This window comes from Bradyrhizobium sp. CB3481, assembly GCF_029714305.1.
Taxonomy (GTDB): domain Bacteria; phylum Pseudomonadota; class Alphaproteobacteria; order Rhizobiales; family Xanthobacteraceae; genus Bradyrhizobium.
The window spans coordinates 5,005,008-5,020,355 of record NZ_CP121647.1; the positions used below are offsets into that span (position 1 = coordinate 5,005,008).

The 15,348-nt window shown below is 59.2% G+C and carries 18 protein-coding genes; 5 read left to right on the forward strand and 13 right to left on the reverse strand.

Going from position 1 to position 15,348, the window contains the following annotated elements:
• Window positions 1-181: 181 nt before the first annotated feature.
• A complete protein-coding gene (locus QA643_RS24445; protein ID WP_283028432.1) occupies window positions 182-379 on the reverse strand; it encodes a hypothetical protein in 198 nt (65 codons plus the stop codon).
• A 392-nt stretch (window positions 380-771) separates the two neighbouring features.
• Between QA643_RS24445 and QA643_RS24450 the strand changes: the two genes are divergently transcribed.
• A complete protein-coding gene (locus QA643_RS24450) occupies window positions 772-1,632 on the forward strand; it encodes a site-specific integrase (protein ID WP_283028433.1) in 861 nt (286 codons plus the stop codon).
• 9 nt (window positions 1,633-1,641) lie between these two features.
• A complete protein-coding gene (locus tag QA643_RS24455) occupies window positions 1,642-2,820 on the forward strand; it encodes an IS91 family transposase (RefSeq protein ID WP_283028434.1) in 1,179 nt (392 codons plus the stop codon).
• Between the two features lie 575 nt (window positions 2,821-3,395).
• Here QA643_RS24455 and QA643_RS24460 read toward each other — a convergent pair.
• Window positions 3,396-4,196, reverse strand: a complete 801-nt coding sequence (locus QA643_RS24460; protein WP_283028435.1) for an effector protein NopP — start codon at window positions 4,194-4,196, stop codon at window positions 3,396-3,398.
• A gap of 200 nt (window positions 4,197-4,396) precedes the next feature.
• Here QA643_RS24460 and QA643_RS24465 point away from each other — a divergent pair, with 200 nt between their 5' ends.
• Together QA643_RS24465 and QA643_RS24470 are read left to right on the forward strand one after the other, a co-directional pair.
• Window positions 4,397-4,972: a nucleotidyl transferase AbiEii/AbiGii toxin family protein gene (locus QA643_RS24465; RefSeq protein ID WP_283028436.1), complete on the forward strand. Its 576-nt coding sequence runs from the start codon at window positions 4,397-4,399 to the stop codon at window positions 4,970-4,972.
• Window positions 4,962-5,177, forward strand: a complete 216-nt coding sequence (locus tag QA643_RS24470; protein ID WP_283028437.1) for a hypothetical protein — start codon at window positions 4,962-4,964, stop codon at window positions 5,175-5,177. The genes QA643_RS24465 and QA643_RS24470 overlap by 11 nt, the downstream gene beginning before the upstream one ends.
• 41 nt (window positions 5,178-5,218) lie before the next feature.
• Here the strand turns inward: QA643_RS24470 and QA643_RS24475 are convergent, their stop codons facing one another.
• Both QA643_RS24475 and QA643_RS24480 read right to left on the reverse strand, forming a co-directional pair.
• Entirely contained in the window at window positions 5,219-5,941 is a 723-nt protein-coding gene (locus QA643_RS24475; protein ID WP_283028438.1) for a hypothetical protein, read from the reverse strand.
• Between the two features lie 264 nt (window positions 5,942-6,205).
• A complete protein-coding gene (locus QA643_RS24480; RefSeq protein ID WP_283028439.1) occupies window positions 6,206-6,445 on the reverse strand; it encodes a helix-turn-helix transcriptional regulator in 240 nt (79 codons plus the stop codon).
• Window positions 6,446-6,534: 89 nt separating this feature from the next.
• Between QA643_RS24480 and QA643_RS24485 the strand changes: the two genes are divergently transcribed.
• Entirely contained in the window at window positions 6,535-6,930 is a 396-nt protein-coding gene (locus QA643_RS24485) for a hypothetical protein (RefSeq protein WP_283028440.1), read from the forward strand.
• Window positions 6,931-6,945: 15 nt separating this feature from the next.
• On the opposite strand, the gene QA643_RS24490 is transcribed toward QA643_RS24485, so the two are convergent.
• From QA643_RS24490 to QA643_RS24530, 9 genes are read right to left on the reverse strand one after another with little or no spacing between them, the layout of a single operon-like run.
• The gene (locus QA643_RS24490) at window positions 6,946-7,179 is read right to left on the reverse strand and encodes a DUF2274 domain-containing protein (protein ID WP_283028441.1); all 234 of its coding nucleotides are present in this window, start codon (window positions 7,177-7,179) and stop codon (window positions 6,946-6,948) included.
• Between the two features lie 24 nt (window positions 7,180-7,203).
• Window positions 7,204-8,475 carry a TrbI/VirB10 family protein gene (locus QA643_RS24495; RefSeq protein WP_283028442.1) on the reverse strand — a complete coding sequence of 424 codons (1,272 nt, stop codon included), beginning with the start codon at window positions 8,473-8,475 and terminating at the stop codon, window positions 7,204-7,206.
• On the reverse strand, window positions 8,472-9,497 hold the full coding sequence (gene trbG, locus QA643_RS24500; protein ID WP_283028443.1) for a P-type conjugative transfer protein TrbG: 1,026 nt from the start codon (window positions 9,495-9,497) through the stop codon (window positions 8,472-8,474). Before trbG ends, QA643_RS24495 begins: the two co-directional genes overlap by 4 nt.
• Window positions 9,494-10,198 (reverse strand): conjugal transfer protein TrbF, encoded by a 705-nt coding sequence (gene trbF, locus QA643_RS24505; RefSeq protein WP_283028444.1) that lies wholly within the window; start codon window positions 10,196-10,198, stop codon window positions 9,494-9,496. Before trbF ends, trbG begins: the two co-directional genes overlap by 4 nt.
• A 3-nt stretch (window positions 10,199-10,201) precedes the next feature.
• Complete coding sequence (trbL, locus tag QA643_RS24510; RefSeq protein WP_283028445.1) at window positions 10,202-11,359, reverse strand: P-type conjugative transfer protein TrbL; 1,158 nt, start codon at window positions 11,357-11,359, stop codon at window positions 10,202-10,204.
• Between the two features lie 13 nt (window positions 11,360-11,372).
• Window positions 11,373-12,128 carry a P-type conjugative transfer protein TrbJ gene (gene trbJ / locus QA643_RS24515; protein WP_283028446.1) on the reverse strand — a complete coding sequence of 252 codons (756 nt, stop codon included), beginning with the start codon at window positions 12,126-12,128 and terminating at the stop codon, window positions 11,373-11,375.
• Window positions 12,129-12,155: 27 nt separating this feature from the next.
• Window positions 12,156-14,738 (reverse strand): conjugal transfer protein TrbE, encoded by a 2,583-nt coding sequence (gene trbE / locus QA643_RS24520; RefSeq protein ID WP_283028447.1) that lies wholly within the window; start codon window positions 14,736-14,738, stop codon window positions 12,156-12,158.
• Window positions 14,732-14,989, reverse strand: coding sequence for a VirB3 family type IV secretion system protein (locus QA643_RS24525; protein WP_283028448.1), 258 nt, complete (start codon window positions 14,987-14,989; stop codon window positions 14,732-14,734). Before QA643_RS24525 ends, trbE begins: the two co-directional genes overlap by 7 nt.
• The gene (locus QA643_RS24530) at window positions 14,989-15,342 is read right to left on the reverse strand and encodes a TrbC/VirB2 family protein (RefSeq protein WP_283028449.1); all 354 of its coding nucleotides are present in this window, start codon (window positions 15,340-15,342) and stop codon (window positions 14,989-14,991) included. Before QA643_RS24530 ends, QA643_RS24525 begins: the two co-directional genes overlap by 1 nt.
• Window positions 15,343-15,348: the final 6 nt, after the last annotated feature.

Consider the following 15,348-nt stretch of genomic DNA (forward strand, 5'->3'; position numbering starts at 1 on the left):
GTCCGCCGCGCGCCTAATGCACTGGCAGACTGCCCCGCATCGCGCCGGAGGAGAGCGAAAGACGTGGCGATGGAGGTGCTTTTCACGACAATGATGGGTTTGGAGCGGCAGTTGGGGATAGTGTGCCGACGACCCAGCCGTCTAGCCCAGTTACAATTTCCCGCTGCGAGTGGAAACCTCGTCATAGCGCGACTGCGCCGTTAGCAACCTTGAGCAGTGACGCTTTAACCGATTTACTACCCTGCTTGGCCGCGAATTCTATCGGCTTCTTCGTGAAGGGATTAACTCCGCTGCGGGCTTCAGTAGCAGGTTTGTTCACGACCGACATTTTGACGACGCCGGGGATGTCGTCGTAGCTCGGCGCTAGTACCAGTGGCATGTGTGACTCACATAAACTTGAATTTAGGTTGCTACGAATTCGTCCCCAGAACCGCTGGGGGCAGACTCTCAGATTTGAACATGGCTACTAGTCTAGAGAACTTTAGTTAAAGCACGCACCAACGCTTCTCTGGCGTTCCAGAGATCGTTCCTATCCCAGTGTAGTCGTCCGTGAACAGCGGCTAAGCGATTGAACTGGAATCGCATTTGTCGCTGTGGACTGTTTTTCGATTGCAGGGTTGTGATGCTTCGGGCGTCGGAACCTTGCAGTTTCATTTTCAGGATTGAACGAAGCCGCTGGCGCGGCATGTAGGGAGGCATAGCAAGGATTGCCTCCTGTCTGAGAGGATTGTGGGTTTTCGAAGCCCAACCCTTTCGACAGGAGGTTTTCCGATGGCTGAGATCAGCCCACTTCGCCGCCGCATGATCGAGGACATGACGGTCCGCAATCTGTCACCGGCGACGCAGCAATCCTACCTCAACGCCGTAGCGAAGTTGAGCCGATATTTCGGTCGTTCTCCCGACCGCCTCGACCTGGAGGATATCCGCGCCTTCCAGGTTCATCTGGTTGCAACGGGGATGTCCTGGCCGGCGCTGAACCAGATCGTCTGCGCACTGCGATTCTTCTACGGTGTGACGCTTGGTCACGACACCGTTCCGGAGCGCATCGCCTATGCGCGTAAACCGCGCAAACTGCCGGTCGTGCTGAGCGCCGACGAGGTCGTGCGCTTCCTGGAAGCAATCCCAAGCCTCAAGAGCCGTACCGCACTGACCACCGTCTATGCCGCAGGCTTGCGCGTATCGGAAGTGGTCCTCTTGAAGGTTGTCGACATTGATAGCCAACGGATGTTGATCCGGGTCGAGCACGGCAAGGACGGCAAGGACCGTTATGTTATGCTCTCGCCGCAGCTTTTGAGGATTCTGCGGACGTATTGGCGGCTCACTCGGCCAAAAAGATGGCTGTTTCCCGGCCGCGACGACGAGCGTCCGCTCGTCCCCAACGTGCTGCACGCCGCCTGCCGTTCAGCCTGTGCGGCGGCCGGCTTGAGCAAGTCGGTGACAGTGCATACGCTGCGGCACACATTCGCGACCCATCTCCTGGAGAACGGGGCCGACGTGCGCATCATCCAGGTGCTGCTCGGCCATGCCAGTCTGGCCAGCACGGCGCGCTATACCCAAGTCGCCACAAAGACCATCAGCAATACGCCAAGTCCGCTTGACCGGCCTCGCCTGGAGGTCGTGCCGCCCGGCTGAGCGGACCTGATGGCTCCGGTCCTGGAAGTGGCGGATATCTTCCGCCGCCACGGCGAAGCGTTTCGGCAGGCGCGTGCCGGTCGCCTCGGCCGCGTCGAGCGACGCGTGATGGGCGCCATCACCGCGTGTCGGACAGCCGTGCTCGGTGGCCATGTCGAGCAATGCGACGACTGCGGTGCGACCCGCATAGCCTACAACTCCTGCCGCAATCGGCACTGTCCGAAGTGCCAGGGCGCGGCGCGCGCGCAATGGCTCGCCGAACGGCAAGCCGAACTCCTTCCCGTACCGTATTTCCACGTCGTCTTCACCATGCCGGCCCTCGCCAGAGAGCTCGCCTTCCAGAACAAGGCCGTCGTCTATGCCATCCTGTTCCGCTGCGCGGCCGAGACGCTCGCCACCATCGCGGCCGACCCCAAGCATCTCGGCGCTCAGCTCGGCGTGACCGCCGTCCTCCATACCTGGGGCCAGACCCTGCAACACCATCCGCACATCCACTGCGTCGTGCCCGGCGGTGGACCCTCGCTCGACGGCACGCGCCGGGTCGCTTGCCGGCCCGGCTTCTTCCTGCCAGTGCGCGTCCTCTCCCGGCTGTTCCGCCGCCTGTTTCTGCAAGAGCTGCAAGCTGCCTTCGCGGCTGGCCAGTTGGGCTTCTTTGGCGATCTCGCGCACCTCGCCGATCCCGTCGCATTCGCCGCGCGCCTCGCTCAGCTCCGACGGACCGACTGGGTCGTCTATGCCAAGCCGCCATTCGGCGGGCCCGAACAGGTGCTGGCTTATCTCGGCCGCTATACGCATCGCGTCGCCATCGCCAACAGTCGGCTGATCTCGCTCGCCGATGGCAAGGTGAGCTTTTTCTGGAAGGACTATCGGCAGAACCGCAAAACCAAAGTCATGACGCTTGATGCCGACGAGTTCATGCGTCGCTTTCTCCTGCACACGCTGCCGGATGGCTTCCACCGCATCCGCCACTATGGCTTCCTCGCCAATGGCGGACGTAACGATAAAATCGCCCTCTGCCGTCAACTCCTTGCTGTCCGCAACGCGCCGACCGAGCGAGAAGCCGGCGGCGATCCCCTCGTCAAATGCGAGATCCCCGTCTGCCCACATTGTGGCGGCACCATGCGGCGCGTCGATGTCGTCCCGCGAGCCTGCGCGCGCGACCAGCCGTTTCGTTGTGATACGTCATGACCAGCGCCTGCACCATCCACCCCTTCTGTGATCACCTTCGCGGTGGCAACGTCCGAGGTTGCCGTGGCCGCGTTCGTCGCCGAACACCCCGCCAATCGTCCGGCCACGCCTCCCAACGCAGCAAATCCCTCCCTGGATCGCGCCCTTGGCCTGATCAATGGGGCTGCTTACATCCGATGAATGTCTCGCCGACGCACGGCGACCACAGGCGCGCCTTCCTAGCAGCCGCACCCGCTGCACTATTCCCATAGCGCCCACAACTCCGCAGCTTCGTTCAATCCAGCTTCTATGAGGTCGCACGCACGACAGAGCGCGCGGCTCGCGCCTGCCACGCGACCTCACAGAACCCTCAAGATTCCCTTACCGTCCGGGGGGCAATCGAAAACCCGGGCTGGAAGCCTGGGCTTTCTGTTGCGCTATTCATAGGCACGCAGCTCTCGAAACCGCCGCGATGCGGTCGGTACAGTGCACCTCGCGGGCTTCGTTCAGTCCCAGGCTCGATCGTAAGCCGCAGGTGTCGGTTAGTCTGCGCTCCTGGCTGCACCTCCTTCATGGATTGGTGCAGATCCCTCACGTCACATAAAGTCTCCATCCGAGTCGGTATCTGATGAAGATTCAGTATCGCTGGCCACTTTGGAGAGATACATCGGAGAATTGGTTGCACGCTGCCATTCACCATCGCTGTATCTCCATTGCCTGGACTGGGTAGGGTCAAGTACCATATCGTTTTGATCCACTTCAACGAAGCCCATTTGTTCTGCACGAGCTCTCGCTTCGTCATTAGCAGGACGGCAGTTCACCAGGGGCCGTTCGCCGTCTTGCCGTAGTTGGTGCTCGAGCAGAATATCGCCGGCGTTCCCGACGAGCGGATGAGCAACCTGAAAATCCACGATTGAGGTGACGTCAGTTCGTCCGGGAACTGTTTCTCGCCACTGTTGATTGGAGAAGTCACTCATAGGAAATCCGGCTTCCGTTCTTTGAAGACCGACGCTCATATTTCCTAGTTGGTAGCTGTAATATCGGGCGGCCTCCGAATCTCTTCGGATAGCGTAATTCCTAGCGACATCCGCCGTGCGCCTAGCTCTTTCGGATACGAAGTCTGAATATTCCTGTGGATTGTTGGCGATATGATTGATTGCGTCGCCATGAAACGTCCTCACCTCTCTCCTGAATGTCTCTCTGTTGATCTCGATAACAGGAGGTCTTGAAGTGAGGTAATAATTCGGGTGCGAGGATGAGCTGTCAGAGGAATCCTGCAATCGCATTCTAGCGAACGCGTCCGCAAAGTCGTCGGCATTCCCTTGCTCCCGGCTGCCTGCGTGATGATAGTAATCATCGGATAGAATGTCCGACCAATTGTTAATTCGACCGTACATGACGACCGCACTCCTATGGATATTCCATTGTGTTCAGGTCGTTAGACCTGACCCGCACGGTACTCAGCTTAGCTGTCCGTAAGCTGACCAGGGTAAATAGCGGAAAACGAAGGCATATTTGGTGGCTCGATCCGGCTTTGCGTCGGTATCGAAGATGTCGACGACATCATCAACGATTTGGACAAGGCGCTTTAGGAGGATTGCTTTGCGCCCAAGGGCGGCACAGCCATCAATCTGTTCATCCGCAACATGCCCCCTCTCCGATCGACTTATCTACTTGCCGGTACGGTCGCGCGCTGAATCGCTCGCCGCGTCAGCGACGCGCTCAAACGGATTGGGAAGGGGGTTCACAAACCATCCGGGGCACCAAACTCATCGAGCAGCATTTCGAAAGTCGTCAAGCTTTTGGTTCGCGCCAATGGCGTGCAAATCAAGATCGACGTTATTATTGCGGGCTTGCGGATCCGCCCTCTGTCAGGTCGGTTTCGGAAGCAGTCGAAGAGGCGTTCGGCTATGCTGAAATTCAAGTCACCTCGTTTCAGGACCTCTATGCTGGCAAGATCGTGGCTGCGCTCGATCATCAGCATCCGCGCGATTTCCTCGCGATCTGCTTGCCAATTAGGGCATGCGGCGATGCCTTGCGTCGCGCCTTTATCGTTTACATGCTCAGCCACCACCGACCAATGTCCGAAGCTTTGGCGCCAAAACGCAAAGACATTTCGAACGACTATGTGCGTGGATTTATCGGGATGGCCGAAAACGACGTTGCCTCTTGAGGAGTTGCTAGCGAAACGCGACACAGCTATCGAAAATATCGTCGGACAAATGACCCAGGATGACCGCAAGTTTCTCGTTTCCGTCGAAGAAGGCACGCCTGATTGGAATTTGCTAGGCGTAGACGGCGCAGCCAGCTTGCCAGCAGTCAAATGGCGGCAACATGATTTCGACAAGCTGCCAACAGAAAAAGGGCTGCGCTTGTAGCGCAACTCCAAAACGTATTAGCTGAATATTTGCGGCAACGTCTATTTCTTTTTGAGCGTTTTTTCGTGCCCACGCATTTCATGCGTATTGGGAGCAAGGCCAAGATGACGGTCCGACTTCTGTGAAGCACCCGCGGCCGCACTTGTGTGCGACGTAAGTCCCGCTGCTTCCCTGGCGGGGCCTGTACTTGTGCCAGCAGCCGCCTCGAATTGATTGAAAAACCTACCCAATCCATCGGTCTTCGAGCCCGCGCGACGGCGGTTTGGCACCTCGTTCAATAGCCCGACAAGCCGCAAACCTTCCAGAATTCCGTTCAGGCGCTGCTCACGGATCATCGCCGCAACCATCGAAACGGCATCCTGCTGTTGGATCGTGAAGTGTACGTCGGGCAATTGCTCACACATCGCTTCGAACACTGTCTGTGACTTTGTGAGGTGATCCCGGAGGGCATGCGTCGCGTCCTGCGCAAGGTAAGTCGCGAGATCGCCATCGATCATCTTGCCGAAGCCATCGATCATCTTGCCGAAATTGAAGTCATGGTTCGTACGATCTCTTATTGATCGTCGAATCAGCTCGCTTTGCTGCTTTGCTTCAATGAAAAGCAAGAACACCGCATCCGGCAGATTTTCGCGCGGCTCTTTTTTCAACTCAGCGATCCGGGCGTAAATAGCCTTGCCAGCACGCTCATTCTGCTCGAATCGCGCCTCATCCTCCGCGGTTTCATGCTCGCGCCGAATCTTCTCTCGCCGCCTTTTTCCAAACATCCTTCCGTCCTCCGGGCCGCGATATAGGCCGGTTGTCGCGCCATAGAAAGATCAAAATCACCTTAGCGAATGCGAAGGATTCCGCTGGATGCCGGACCGTGCCGGGCCGACAGCCGGCGGCTAGCAAGAATTCACGGTAAAAATGACCATAGACCTTCGTGAACACGTTAGAGATCTGGCCACCCTCGGGCGCATGCCGACTCTCTCGCTAAAGCCTTGATCTATTTGGAGCGCGCACCAGGGCTCAAACGTGGGACCCGCTGATTAAGGGTCAGCGATCCCGCCAGCCCGCCGCCGGCGGCGACGAAACAGTTCCTCAGCGTCGACATTCAAAGCATTGGCTATCCGCTCAAGGACCAAAAGAGAAGCATTTCGCTTGCCGGTTTCGACGCCACTTAGATACGTCTGATGGACGTTGCACCTGTGAGCCAGCTCCTCTTGGCTGAGTTTCTTTGCTCGGCGCAATTCCTGAACATTTAGGCCGACTCGGTCCTGCAAGCGCATGCAGGGAAAGCAGAAGAAACCGCGTCGTCAGCCCATAGACTATGAGTCATAAAATGGATAGATTCGCCTAACTGGAAATAGAGAGACTTATGTCACCGGATCCGGTAAAGGCGCGCCTTGGTCCTTTCGTCGAAAGTGGCCAAAGAATTACCAATGTAGGTTATCGAGACGTGTTGACGGGGCAAGTCGTGTCCTCAGTCGAGATTCCGTCCGAATTGGTCGAACGTGCCGTTCTCGATCGCGTTTCGGTAGAAATCGCGCTTTCTACGGACGGACAGATCGCATCATCCGCGACTGGCGGTGGGGCCGCCTCTTCGAAGAAAACGATCCACGTCGACGAGCTGGTGGAAACATTCTTGACCAGCAACAATCTTCATTTGGAGGAGGCGACGGCGCTCGATTTGCGAAGACTTCTTGAGAGACTCGAAAAATCGGTCCGAGCAGTGAAACGATCGATCGCGGAGCTCGAGGAGGTGTCCAATTGAGCTGCCGGCGCACTTTCAAGAGGAGGAAGCTTTGGACCCGCGCCGGCCTAACCTACTTTTCCTCCTGAAATCCGAATCAGCTTCGAGAAACGCCTCCAGCATAAACGGTATCAGTTCCGGGATCTCCTCCCGGCTACCGTAGGTCTCCGCATAGAAATCGGCATACTCGCTCAGCCGCTTCGCGAGGCTCGGCACCAGCACAACGTTCATCTTTACTGGGGTCCGATCAGGTAGCTTCGAAAGCTTCATTACTCACCTACCCTTCTCCATAGTCTAAAGATTCCGATACGGCTTCAGCACCAAGTCCTTCGATACAATCACCCGTAGCGGCCAACCCGGCCGGACCGTGATCGTCGGCTGCACATCGAGCTCGCGCTCGATCAGCCGCTGGCCAGCACGATTGGTAGTTTGCTGCGTGCTTTCCCGCAGCGCCTTCACCAGATCGCTCTCGTCGTTTCCGATCGAAAGCTGGGTCCCCACCCCGATCAGGGTCGCCAGTGCGACGCCCTTGAGCAACTGCCAAGTGTGGAAGTCCACCTCGTCCTCGAGCCCCGCGTAGCCGGCGACATCTGTGGCCGGAAGGTTCTCAATCACGATCGAGTTGCCGTTCGGCAGGATGAGCCGGCTCCAGATGACCAGCGCCCGCTTCTGGCCAAAGGCGACTACGCTATCGTACTTGCCTACAATCCTTGTCCCCTGCGGGATCAGCAGATGCTCGCCAGTAACAGTGTCATAGACGTTCTCGGTAACTTGGCCGAGGGTCGCACCAGGCAGCTCGGAGTTTAGTCCCGTGACCAGGCTGGCCGGGATGATTGATCCAGCCATCACGGCATAGGTCGAGGGTGCCGGCAGCAGCGCATAGGAATTGGTGGTCTCGGTGTCGGCCTTCGCTCCCACAAAGGCGAGTTTGCGTGCCTGAGATGAGGGAATGATCTCACTTGACCGATCGATCAGGCTTTGCGCCGCTTTCGCGAGCTCGGCCGCAGAAGGCGTTGTTTGCTCAGAACCCGGCGGCCGGAACACAGATTGAGCAGCGGCCGGAACCTCGATCGTGTTGGCTTGCTTGCGTCTCTCCTGTTTCTCCGACAGTCGGAAAAACAACCCCGATTCCTTGGCCTGTTGTGCAATGCGCACCTGGCGGATGCGCTCGGCTCTTTCGGCGTCCTCCTCTGGATCGGTGCGAAAGCCCGAATCTGATGATGACGCTGTACCAGACTTCTTCTCATTTTCAGCGAAGGCTCGGCCGATATCTCCCGGTGACGGCGGCCCAAGCCTCGGAATTGAGGGAGGTAGGTCCTCATACGATTTCGGTAGCTTATTTAATCCTTCGGCCGTTTGCTTCCGCTCGGTATTGTAGAGCTCCGAGCGCTCAGTCTGTTTGAATGCCCGCGGCGGACGGAGCGCAACGATCGTCGCGCCGGCGATGAACAGCGCGGCGATCGCGCAGCCTACCATGAGCGCGTGCCTGTTGAGGCGCCGAATGGGTCTCGGTCGCGCCCGCAATTCCAGTGGCTCTGGCGGATCATGATCAGGTCCGGTGGTCATGAGGCGCTCCCGTTGCTGAAGACTTGCGACACCGGTCGGGCGTCGATCCGGATGATGCGAACTGTACGTTGCGGATTTTCACCGAGCCGAAGTTCTGCAGCGCCAAACATCCGGTCGACAATGTAGTACGAGCCACGAACTCGGTAATTGACGAGGTTCGGGCGGCCATCTGCTCCTGCGACAAATAAGGGCGGTGCCTCGCCTTGCGACAGCCCGGAAGGCATCTGGATATAGACCTTCCTACCATCGTCAAACGCGCGCAGCGGCCGCCACGGCGGGTCATCGCCTTCGATGCGATAGCGGAAATTGAGGCTGTCCAGCCGGACGCCTCGATCGGCCACTCGCTCTTCGCTAGCCTCAGCGGAGGCGTTTTGCTTATGAAGCGCAACGAGCGTATCCGTCGGATAGGTCCAGGAAATCGAAGCCATATAGGTCTGCCTTGTGGAGACGAGCTCTAGGTGGTACGTGCGTCGATTAGTCAAGATAACAAGGTTCGTTTGAATGTCCGGGAGCGTAGGCTTGATCAGGATATGCACCCTTCGGGCGCGCCCCTGGCCGCTTACGGTATCGCCAACGACCCAGCGAACGGTGTCGCCAGTGGAGACATCGATGAGCTCTTCGTCTGGTTGAAGCGCAATGGTCGAGACCTTTTCAGGGCTCGCATAGAGCCGGTAGAGCGCGCCTTCCGTCCAAGGATAAACCTGGATGGCATTGATGTAGCCGCGGCGCGTCGGCTCCATCCGCGCAGCCTTGTTGGCTTTCGCGATGGCCTGCTCTGGCGGCAGCTTTTCTTCCTTTGCGACCTTCGTTGGGTAAGGCTTCAGCTGACCCGGCAACGGCAGAACCTTCGGCGTTTCGACAACCTGGACCGGCTTCGGCGGATCAGCCTCGGGAAGCGCCTGCTCAAACGTCATCTCATCATACGGTGCCTCGAGGTTCAGCTTGGTGGCGCATCCGCAGAGCATGAGCGACAATGCCAGGACGCTGGCCGAGGCGATCGTGTTGGGGGCAGCAGTGCTCATTTGGCATCTCCGATCAGGTCGCGTGACCAATTGAGGGAATGGACGTAAAGGCCGAGCGGGTTCTTCCGCAGCGTCTCGGCCTCCCATGGCGGCTTGAGAACCGTGGTCACCAGTCCGGTGAAACGTTCGGTCTTGGCGATCGAACCGTTCTCGTAAGTGTTCTCCTTCCAGCGGATTTCAAAGCTATCGCCGGATGCACGCACTACTGAGGTGACTTCAGCCGTCACTGTCTTGGAGCCAATTTTCGTGAAGGGATCCGTCTCGCGCGCGTAATCGTTCAAGGCCAGTGCGCCGCGGTCTGTCACGAAGTCGTAGGCCCGCAGCCAATTCGATCGGACAATCACCGGATCAATGGATAGCGAACGGACGTTCTCGATGAACCTGGCCAGGAAATGCGCGATCTGCGCATCCGAGGGCTGGTAGGCCTCAACCGCAGGTCCAACCGCGCGCACTTCCCCCAGGCGGTCGACCTCGACTACGTACGGCACGACGCCAGAGCGGGCAATCTGGGTGAAAATCGTCAGTCCAAGTACGCCGGACAGGCCGATTGCCGCCAGCGCGGCTAATCGCCAGTTGCTCGCCTGGACCCTCGCTGTGCCGAGCCTCTCATCCCAGACCTGGGCTGCCTTTTGGTATGGCGTGACCGGCTCGGGCGTCTCGCCGTATCGAACGGACGTGCGCTGAAAAGGTTGAGCTGCCATCTCTCAGTCTTCCCCCAGCTTCGGCCCGGATGAATGTGCGCCTCTATCCCCCTCTTTCAGGGTATGCGCGGCGATCTGAGCCGCTTCCTTCGCGCGGCCGCCCGCTGACGAGGTCGAGGCGCGCGCTGCCTCTGACGCGGTCGCACCCCTCGCGCTACCGCCGGCATTCGAGAGCTGCTCGGCCGCCAAGGCTCGGGCCGAAGCACCGCCGGCCGAGGACGCGCCGGTAAGCGATGCCGCAGAACGAACCGCGGCCATCGAACCACCTGCTGCGGCGCGAAGGCCACCCATGGCCGCCGCTCCGCCTCCGATCGCGACCGCCGCAGCACCCGCCACCGTTCCAGCCGGGGCGCCAGCTCCGAGCTGGGGCGCTCCCGACACCAAGCCTGCCGCAATAGCGGGTCCGAATATCCCAAGCCCAAATAGCGACAGAGCCGCGAGCAGCAGACTCATCGCAGAGGCAATGTCGATCGGGCGTGTCAGCGTGCCCGCAAGCTGGCCGAAGATGGTAGACCCGATGCCGACGATGATCGCAAGCACCATCACCTTCACGCCGGAGGCAACCACATTGCCGAGTGTCTTTTCTGCCAGAAAGGCGGTCTTGCCCCAGAGCGCGAATGGCACAAGGATGAAACTCGCAAGCGTCGTCAGCTTGAACTCGATGAGCGTGACGAACAACTGGATCGAGAGCACGAAGAAGGCGAGCACGATTAAGATCCAGCAGAACAGCAGGATCAGGATCGTCGGCAGGTTGGTCAGGACGTCGAAGCCGGAGAATTGGCTGGTCTCTTCCAGGAGAGGATGAGCGGCACTAAACCCGGCAGAGGCGACGAAGCCCGGTCGCATCAAATCGGCCGCGGTTAACGCTCCGCCAGATGCCTTCAGTCCAATGCTGGAGAAGGAGGCGAAAACGATATCGGCAAGGCTCTTGAAGTTGCCGATAATGAATGCAAAAGCGCCCACATAGAGCACTTTCTTGGCCAGCGAGACCAGGATCTGGTCGTCAGCGCGGACGCTCCAGGCAAGCCCCGCAAGCGTGAGGTCTATGCCGACAAGAGTCGAACTTAGAAACGAAACTTCACCCGAAAGAAGACCAAATCCCGAATCGATGTAGCGCGAGAAGGTCTCGGTGAAGCGGTCGATGACTGAGAGGTCTGCCATAAAACGCCCTCACCTACTTGCCACCGCGATAAGCATGACCATCGCCAATGAAGCGAATGAATCGCTCTTTGGCGGCCACAGCGGACGCCTGCTGGTCGGCCGCTCGCAAGGTGTCCGCGCGTGATTGTGTTGCCAGGAGCGCCTGCGTCTGCAGCGACTGCTTTATCTGCAGGGCCAGCAGCTCATTGCCGGACTGCTGCGCCTGAAGTGATCCGATTGCCCCGGACGAACCCGCCATTAGGATGCGAAGCGTCTGGCCATCATGGTCCAGCGTGCTGATGATGGCCGATTGGATGGTGAGCGCCTGTTTCAGACCCTCGTAGCTGTTGTCCCAGCGAGCGGTTGCGTCCTGCACCATCTTATCAGACGAGATAGCCGCTCCATATTGGCGCGGATAAAACCGTTCGAAATCCTGCTGCGTCTTCTGAACATCGACTGAAATGCCCTTTGCCTGTGTGATCAGGCTGTTCATCTGACTGATTGTTGAGGTCAGCTGACCCACGACGCTTGTCGGCAGGCTTGTAAGGTTCTTGGCCTGGTTGAGCAGCGACCGTGCCTGGTTTTCGAGACTTCGGACCTGATTATTGATCTGCTCAAGTGCTCGCGCGGCGGTCAGCAAATTCTGGCTGTAGTTCGAAGGGTCGAACACGACGACTTGCGCCCCAAGGCGTCGGGATCCGTTTACGGCAAGAGCGAGCGACAAAGCGATCACAGCACTCGCCTTGAGAGTTCTGCGAGCGATGCGAGCGCTGACGTGAAGTTCCAGCATAGACGTCTCCAGCGGTTGAAATTGAGGTCAAGCCTTATGGGCTTGTTCGAAGGTGCTGATCAGGTTTGCGGCCCAGTGCAGGTCTTTTTCGGCCAGATAGCGCTCGGCAAAGTGATGTGGGCCGGATCGGGCCAGAACGGCGTCTACAATACGCTGGTCCTCAGGCGAGGATGCACCGACAAGGGCGAGCGCCACGGGTCCGAGCCCGAGCTCAAACAGGCGATTGCCAGCACGAGACTGCAGATAATAGTCGCGCTTGGGAAATGCTTCGGCGATCAGGCTGATTTGCCTGTCATTTAAGCCGAACCGGCGATAGGTCTCGGTCTGAGTCGGCTCAACCGCCCGCGGGTTGGGCAGGAAGATCCGACTTGGACAGGACTCGATGATCGCTGGCGCAATCTGGCTCTCGGCAATATCGGCAAGCGACTGGGTCGCGAAGATGACAGCCACATTCTTCTTGCGCAGCGTTTTCAGCCATTCGCGGATTCGCCTCGCGAACAGCGGATCGTCCAGAAACACCCAGGCCTCATCCAGCACCAGCAAGGTGGGCCGACCGTCAAACCGTTCTTCAAGTGTATGGAAGAGATAGGTCAGGACCGGCGCGACCAATCCCGGCAACGCCATCAGTTCCTCCATTTCGAAAGTAAGCACGTCGGCACCGGAAAGTCGGTCAGCGTCAGCGTCCAAGAAGCGCCCGTAAGGCCCTTCGAGCGTGTACGGCTGCAAGGCCTGGCGTAGGGCATCGCGGGCAAGCAACGCCACCAAACCGGTCATTGTCCGCTGGGAGACTGGCGCAGACCCGAGACTCCTGAGCGTCGACCAGAGGGTTTCCTTGACTTCGGGCGTTACGTTCACGCGTTCATGCGCAAGCACGCCACAAAGCCAATCAAGGGCCCAGAGCCGGGCTTCCTCCTCTGCGGCGTCCTTCAGCGGTTGGAAGGCTATCCCGCCCTTGGCGCCAAGCTCATACCAAGCACCCGATAGAGCAAGTGTCGTGGCACGTGCGGATCGCCCCTTGTCGAAGGTGATCAGCTGCGCGTTCGGATAGCGCCGGAATTGAAGAGCGAGTATCGAGAGCAGGACCGACTTCCCTGCTCCGGTCGGGCCGACAACAATAGTGTGTCCGACATCCCCAGCGTGGAGCGATAGTCGGAACGGGGTAGAGCCCTTGGTCTTGGCCATCAGGAGCGGTGGTCCGTCCAAATGATCGCACCGAGCCGGCCCCGCCCATACCGAAGACAGCGGGCACATGTGCGCGAGGTTCAGAGTATGGACAATGGGCCGCCGAACGTTGGCGTATGCCTGTCCAGGTAGACCACCGAGCCAGGCTTCGACGGCGTTGATCGTCTCGCGGATGGTGGTAAAGCCCCGGCTATTGATCACCCGTTCGACGGCGCGGATCTTCTCTTCGGCCGCGTGCGAATCCTCATCGCTGACGGTGACGGTTGTGGTGATGTAGCCGAACGCGACGAGGTCGTCCCCAAGCTCGGACAGCGCCGCATCAGCATCGATGGCCTTATTGCTGGCATCCGTGTCGAGTAGAGCGACCTGCTCATTGAACATCACCTCCTTGACGATTGCCGCAAGCGACTTCCTTTTGGCAAACCACTGGCGGCGGTACCTCGACAAAGTCGCATTCGCCTGCGTCCGATCGAGCGGCAAGAACCGTGTCGCCCAGCGATACGCGACGCCAAGCCTGTTCAGTTCATCCAGCAAGCCTGGAAAGGTCACATGCGGAAAACCGAGCACCGTCAGCGTGCGAAGATGGCTACGCCCAATAGCCGGCGATATTCCTCCTGTCAGAGGCTCGTCGCTCAGAAAACAATCAAGATAGGCAGGAATTTCCGGAACGCGCACCGGGTGCCGCTTCGTCGAGACGCAGCTATGGAGGTAAGTCAGCGTCTCCTCGTCATTCAGCGGCCAGATTTCCGGCAATACCGATGACAACAGATCGATTGCTCGATCGGTCTCCTGCATGAAACGCGTAAGATGATCTCGATAGCTGCGGTCGCGCTCCGGCCGGGATTGTTCCGCCTGTCCTGCGTTGGGCACTCCAGCGCCCGCTGAGTTCTCTGCTTCGCCTTTCTCGTGAGCCGCTTGCCTACGCTGCTGGACCGATCGTCGAGCCCTGATGTCGCTGTCCCGCGGACGCTCCAGGAAGAGACCCTCGAGCCGAGATACTCTCTCCGCCGGCGGCAAGTACATGAGCGTAAGATGCAGCACGCTCTCGAAATGCTGGCCTCGCGGCCGCGATGGGTGGTCCCACGACGCATCAACTGCGCCCTCAAATGCTGCCCGTCGTTCTTCGTCGACGAGCCAGGACACTGGATCTGGGAACTTCGAGTGAGGGTACTCGGCAGCTTCTATGCGCGTTGCATCAAAGAGTAGCGCCCAGCCCGATCCGAAGCGCTTCAACACGTTATTGACGCGCGAGGCGGCGCCCATCAATTCGGCTTCCGTCGCGCTATCGAGATCGGGTCCTCGATAGCGGATGGTCCTTTGAACGCTACCGTCCTTGTTCAGGATCACTCCAGGCGCCACCAGGCACGCCCACGGCAGCCAGTCCGCCAGCCGATAGGGGTCGGCGCGAAATTCCCGCAAGTTCAGCATGAGAGCCACCCCTTATGCTTCGTGTGGCGGACGGCGACCTCAACGAAGGCCGGATCACGCTTGGCCAGCCAAACTGCCACGCCATGACCGACGATCCAGAGCGCAAGGCCCGCGAGCCAAAGCCGCAAACCTAGCGCGAGTGCGGCCGACAGGGTGCCGATGAGGATGGCGGCCGCACGCGGCGCGCCACCTATCAAGATGGGCTCAGTGAGCGAACGGTGGAGCACGAGCTCGAATCCTTCAGGGCGCATCAGATCAGTGCTCCGCCGCCGAACGAGAAGAACGAGAGAAAGAAAGAGCTGGCGGCGAAGGCGATCGAGAGGCCGAACACGACCTGGACCATCCGGCGAAAGCCGCCGGAGGTATCGCCAAAGGCCAGCGATATGCCGGTCACGGTGATGATAATGACCGCGACGATCTTGGCGACCGGCCCCTGCACCGACTCGAGCACGCGCTCAAGCGGAGCCTCCCAAGGCATGCCGGAGCCAGCCGCATGAGCCGCCGAACCATAGAGAATGCAGGTGGCCGCCGTTCCAAGGAAAAGAAACGGCCGATGAAGACCGCAAGCACAGAAACGGGCTGTCGACCACAGCTGAATAAGCATGTCGCT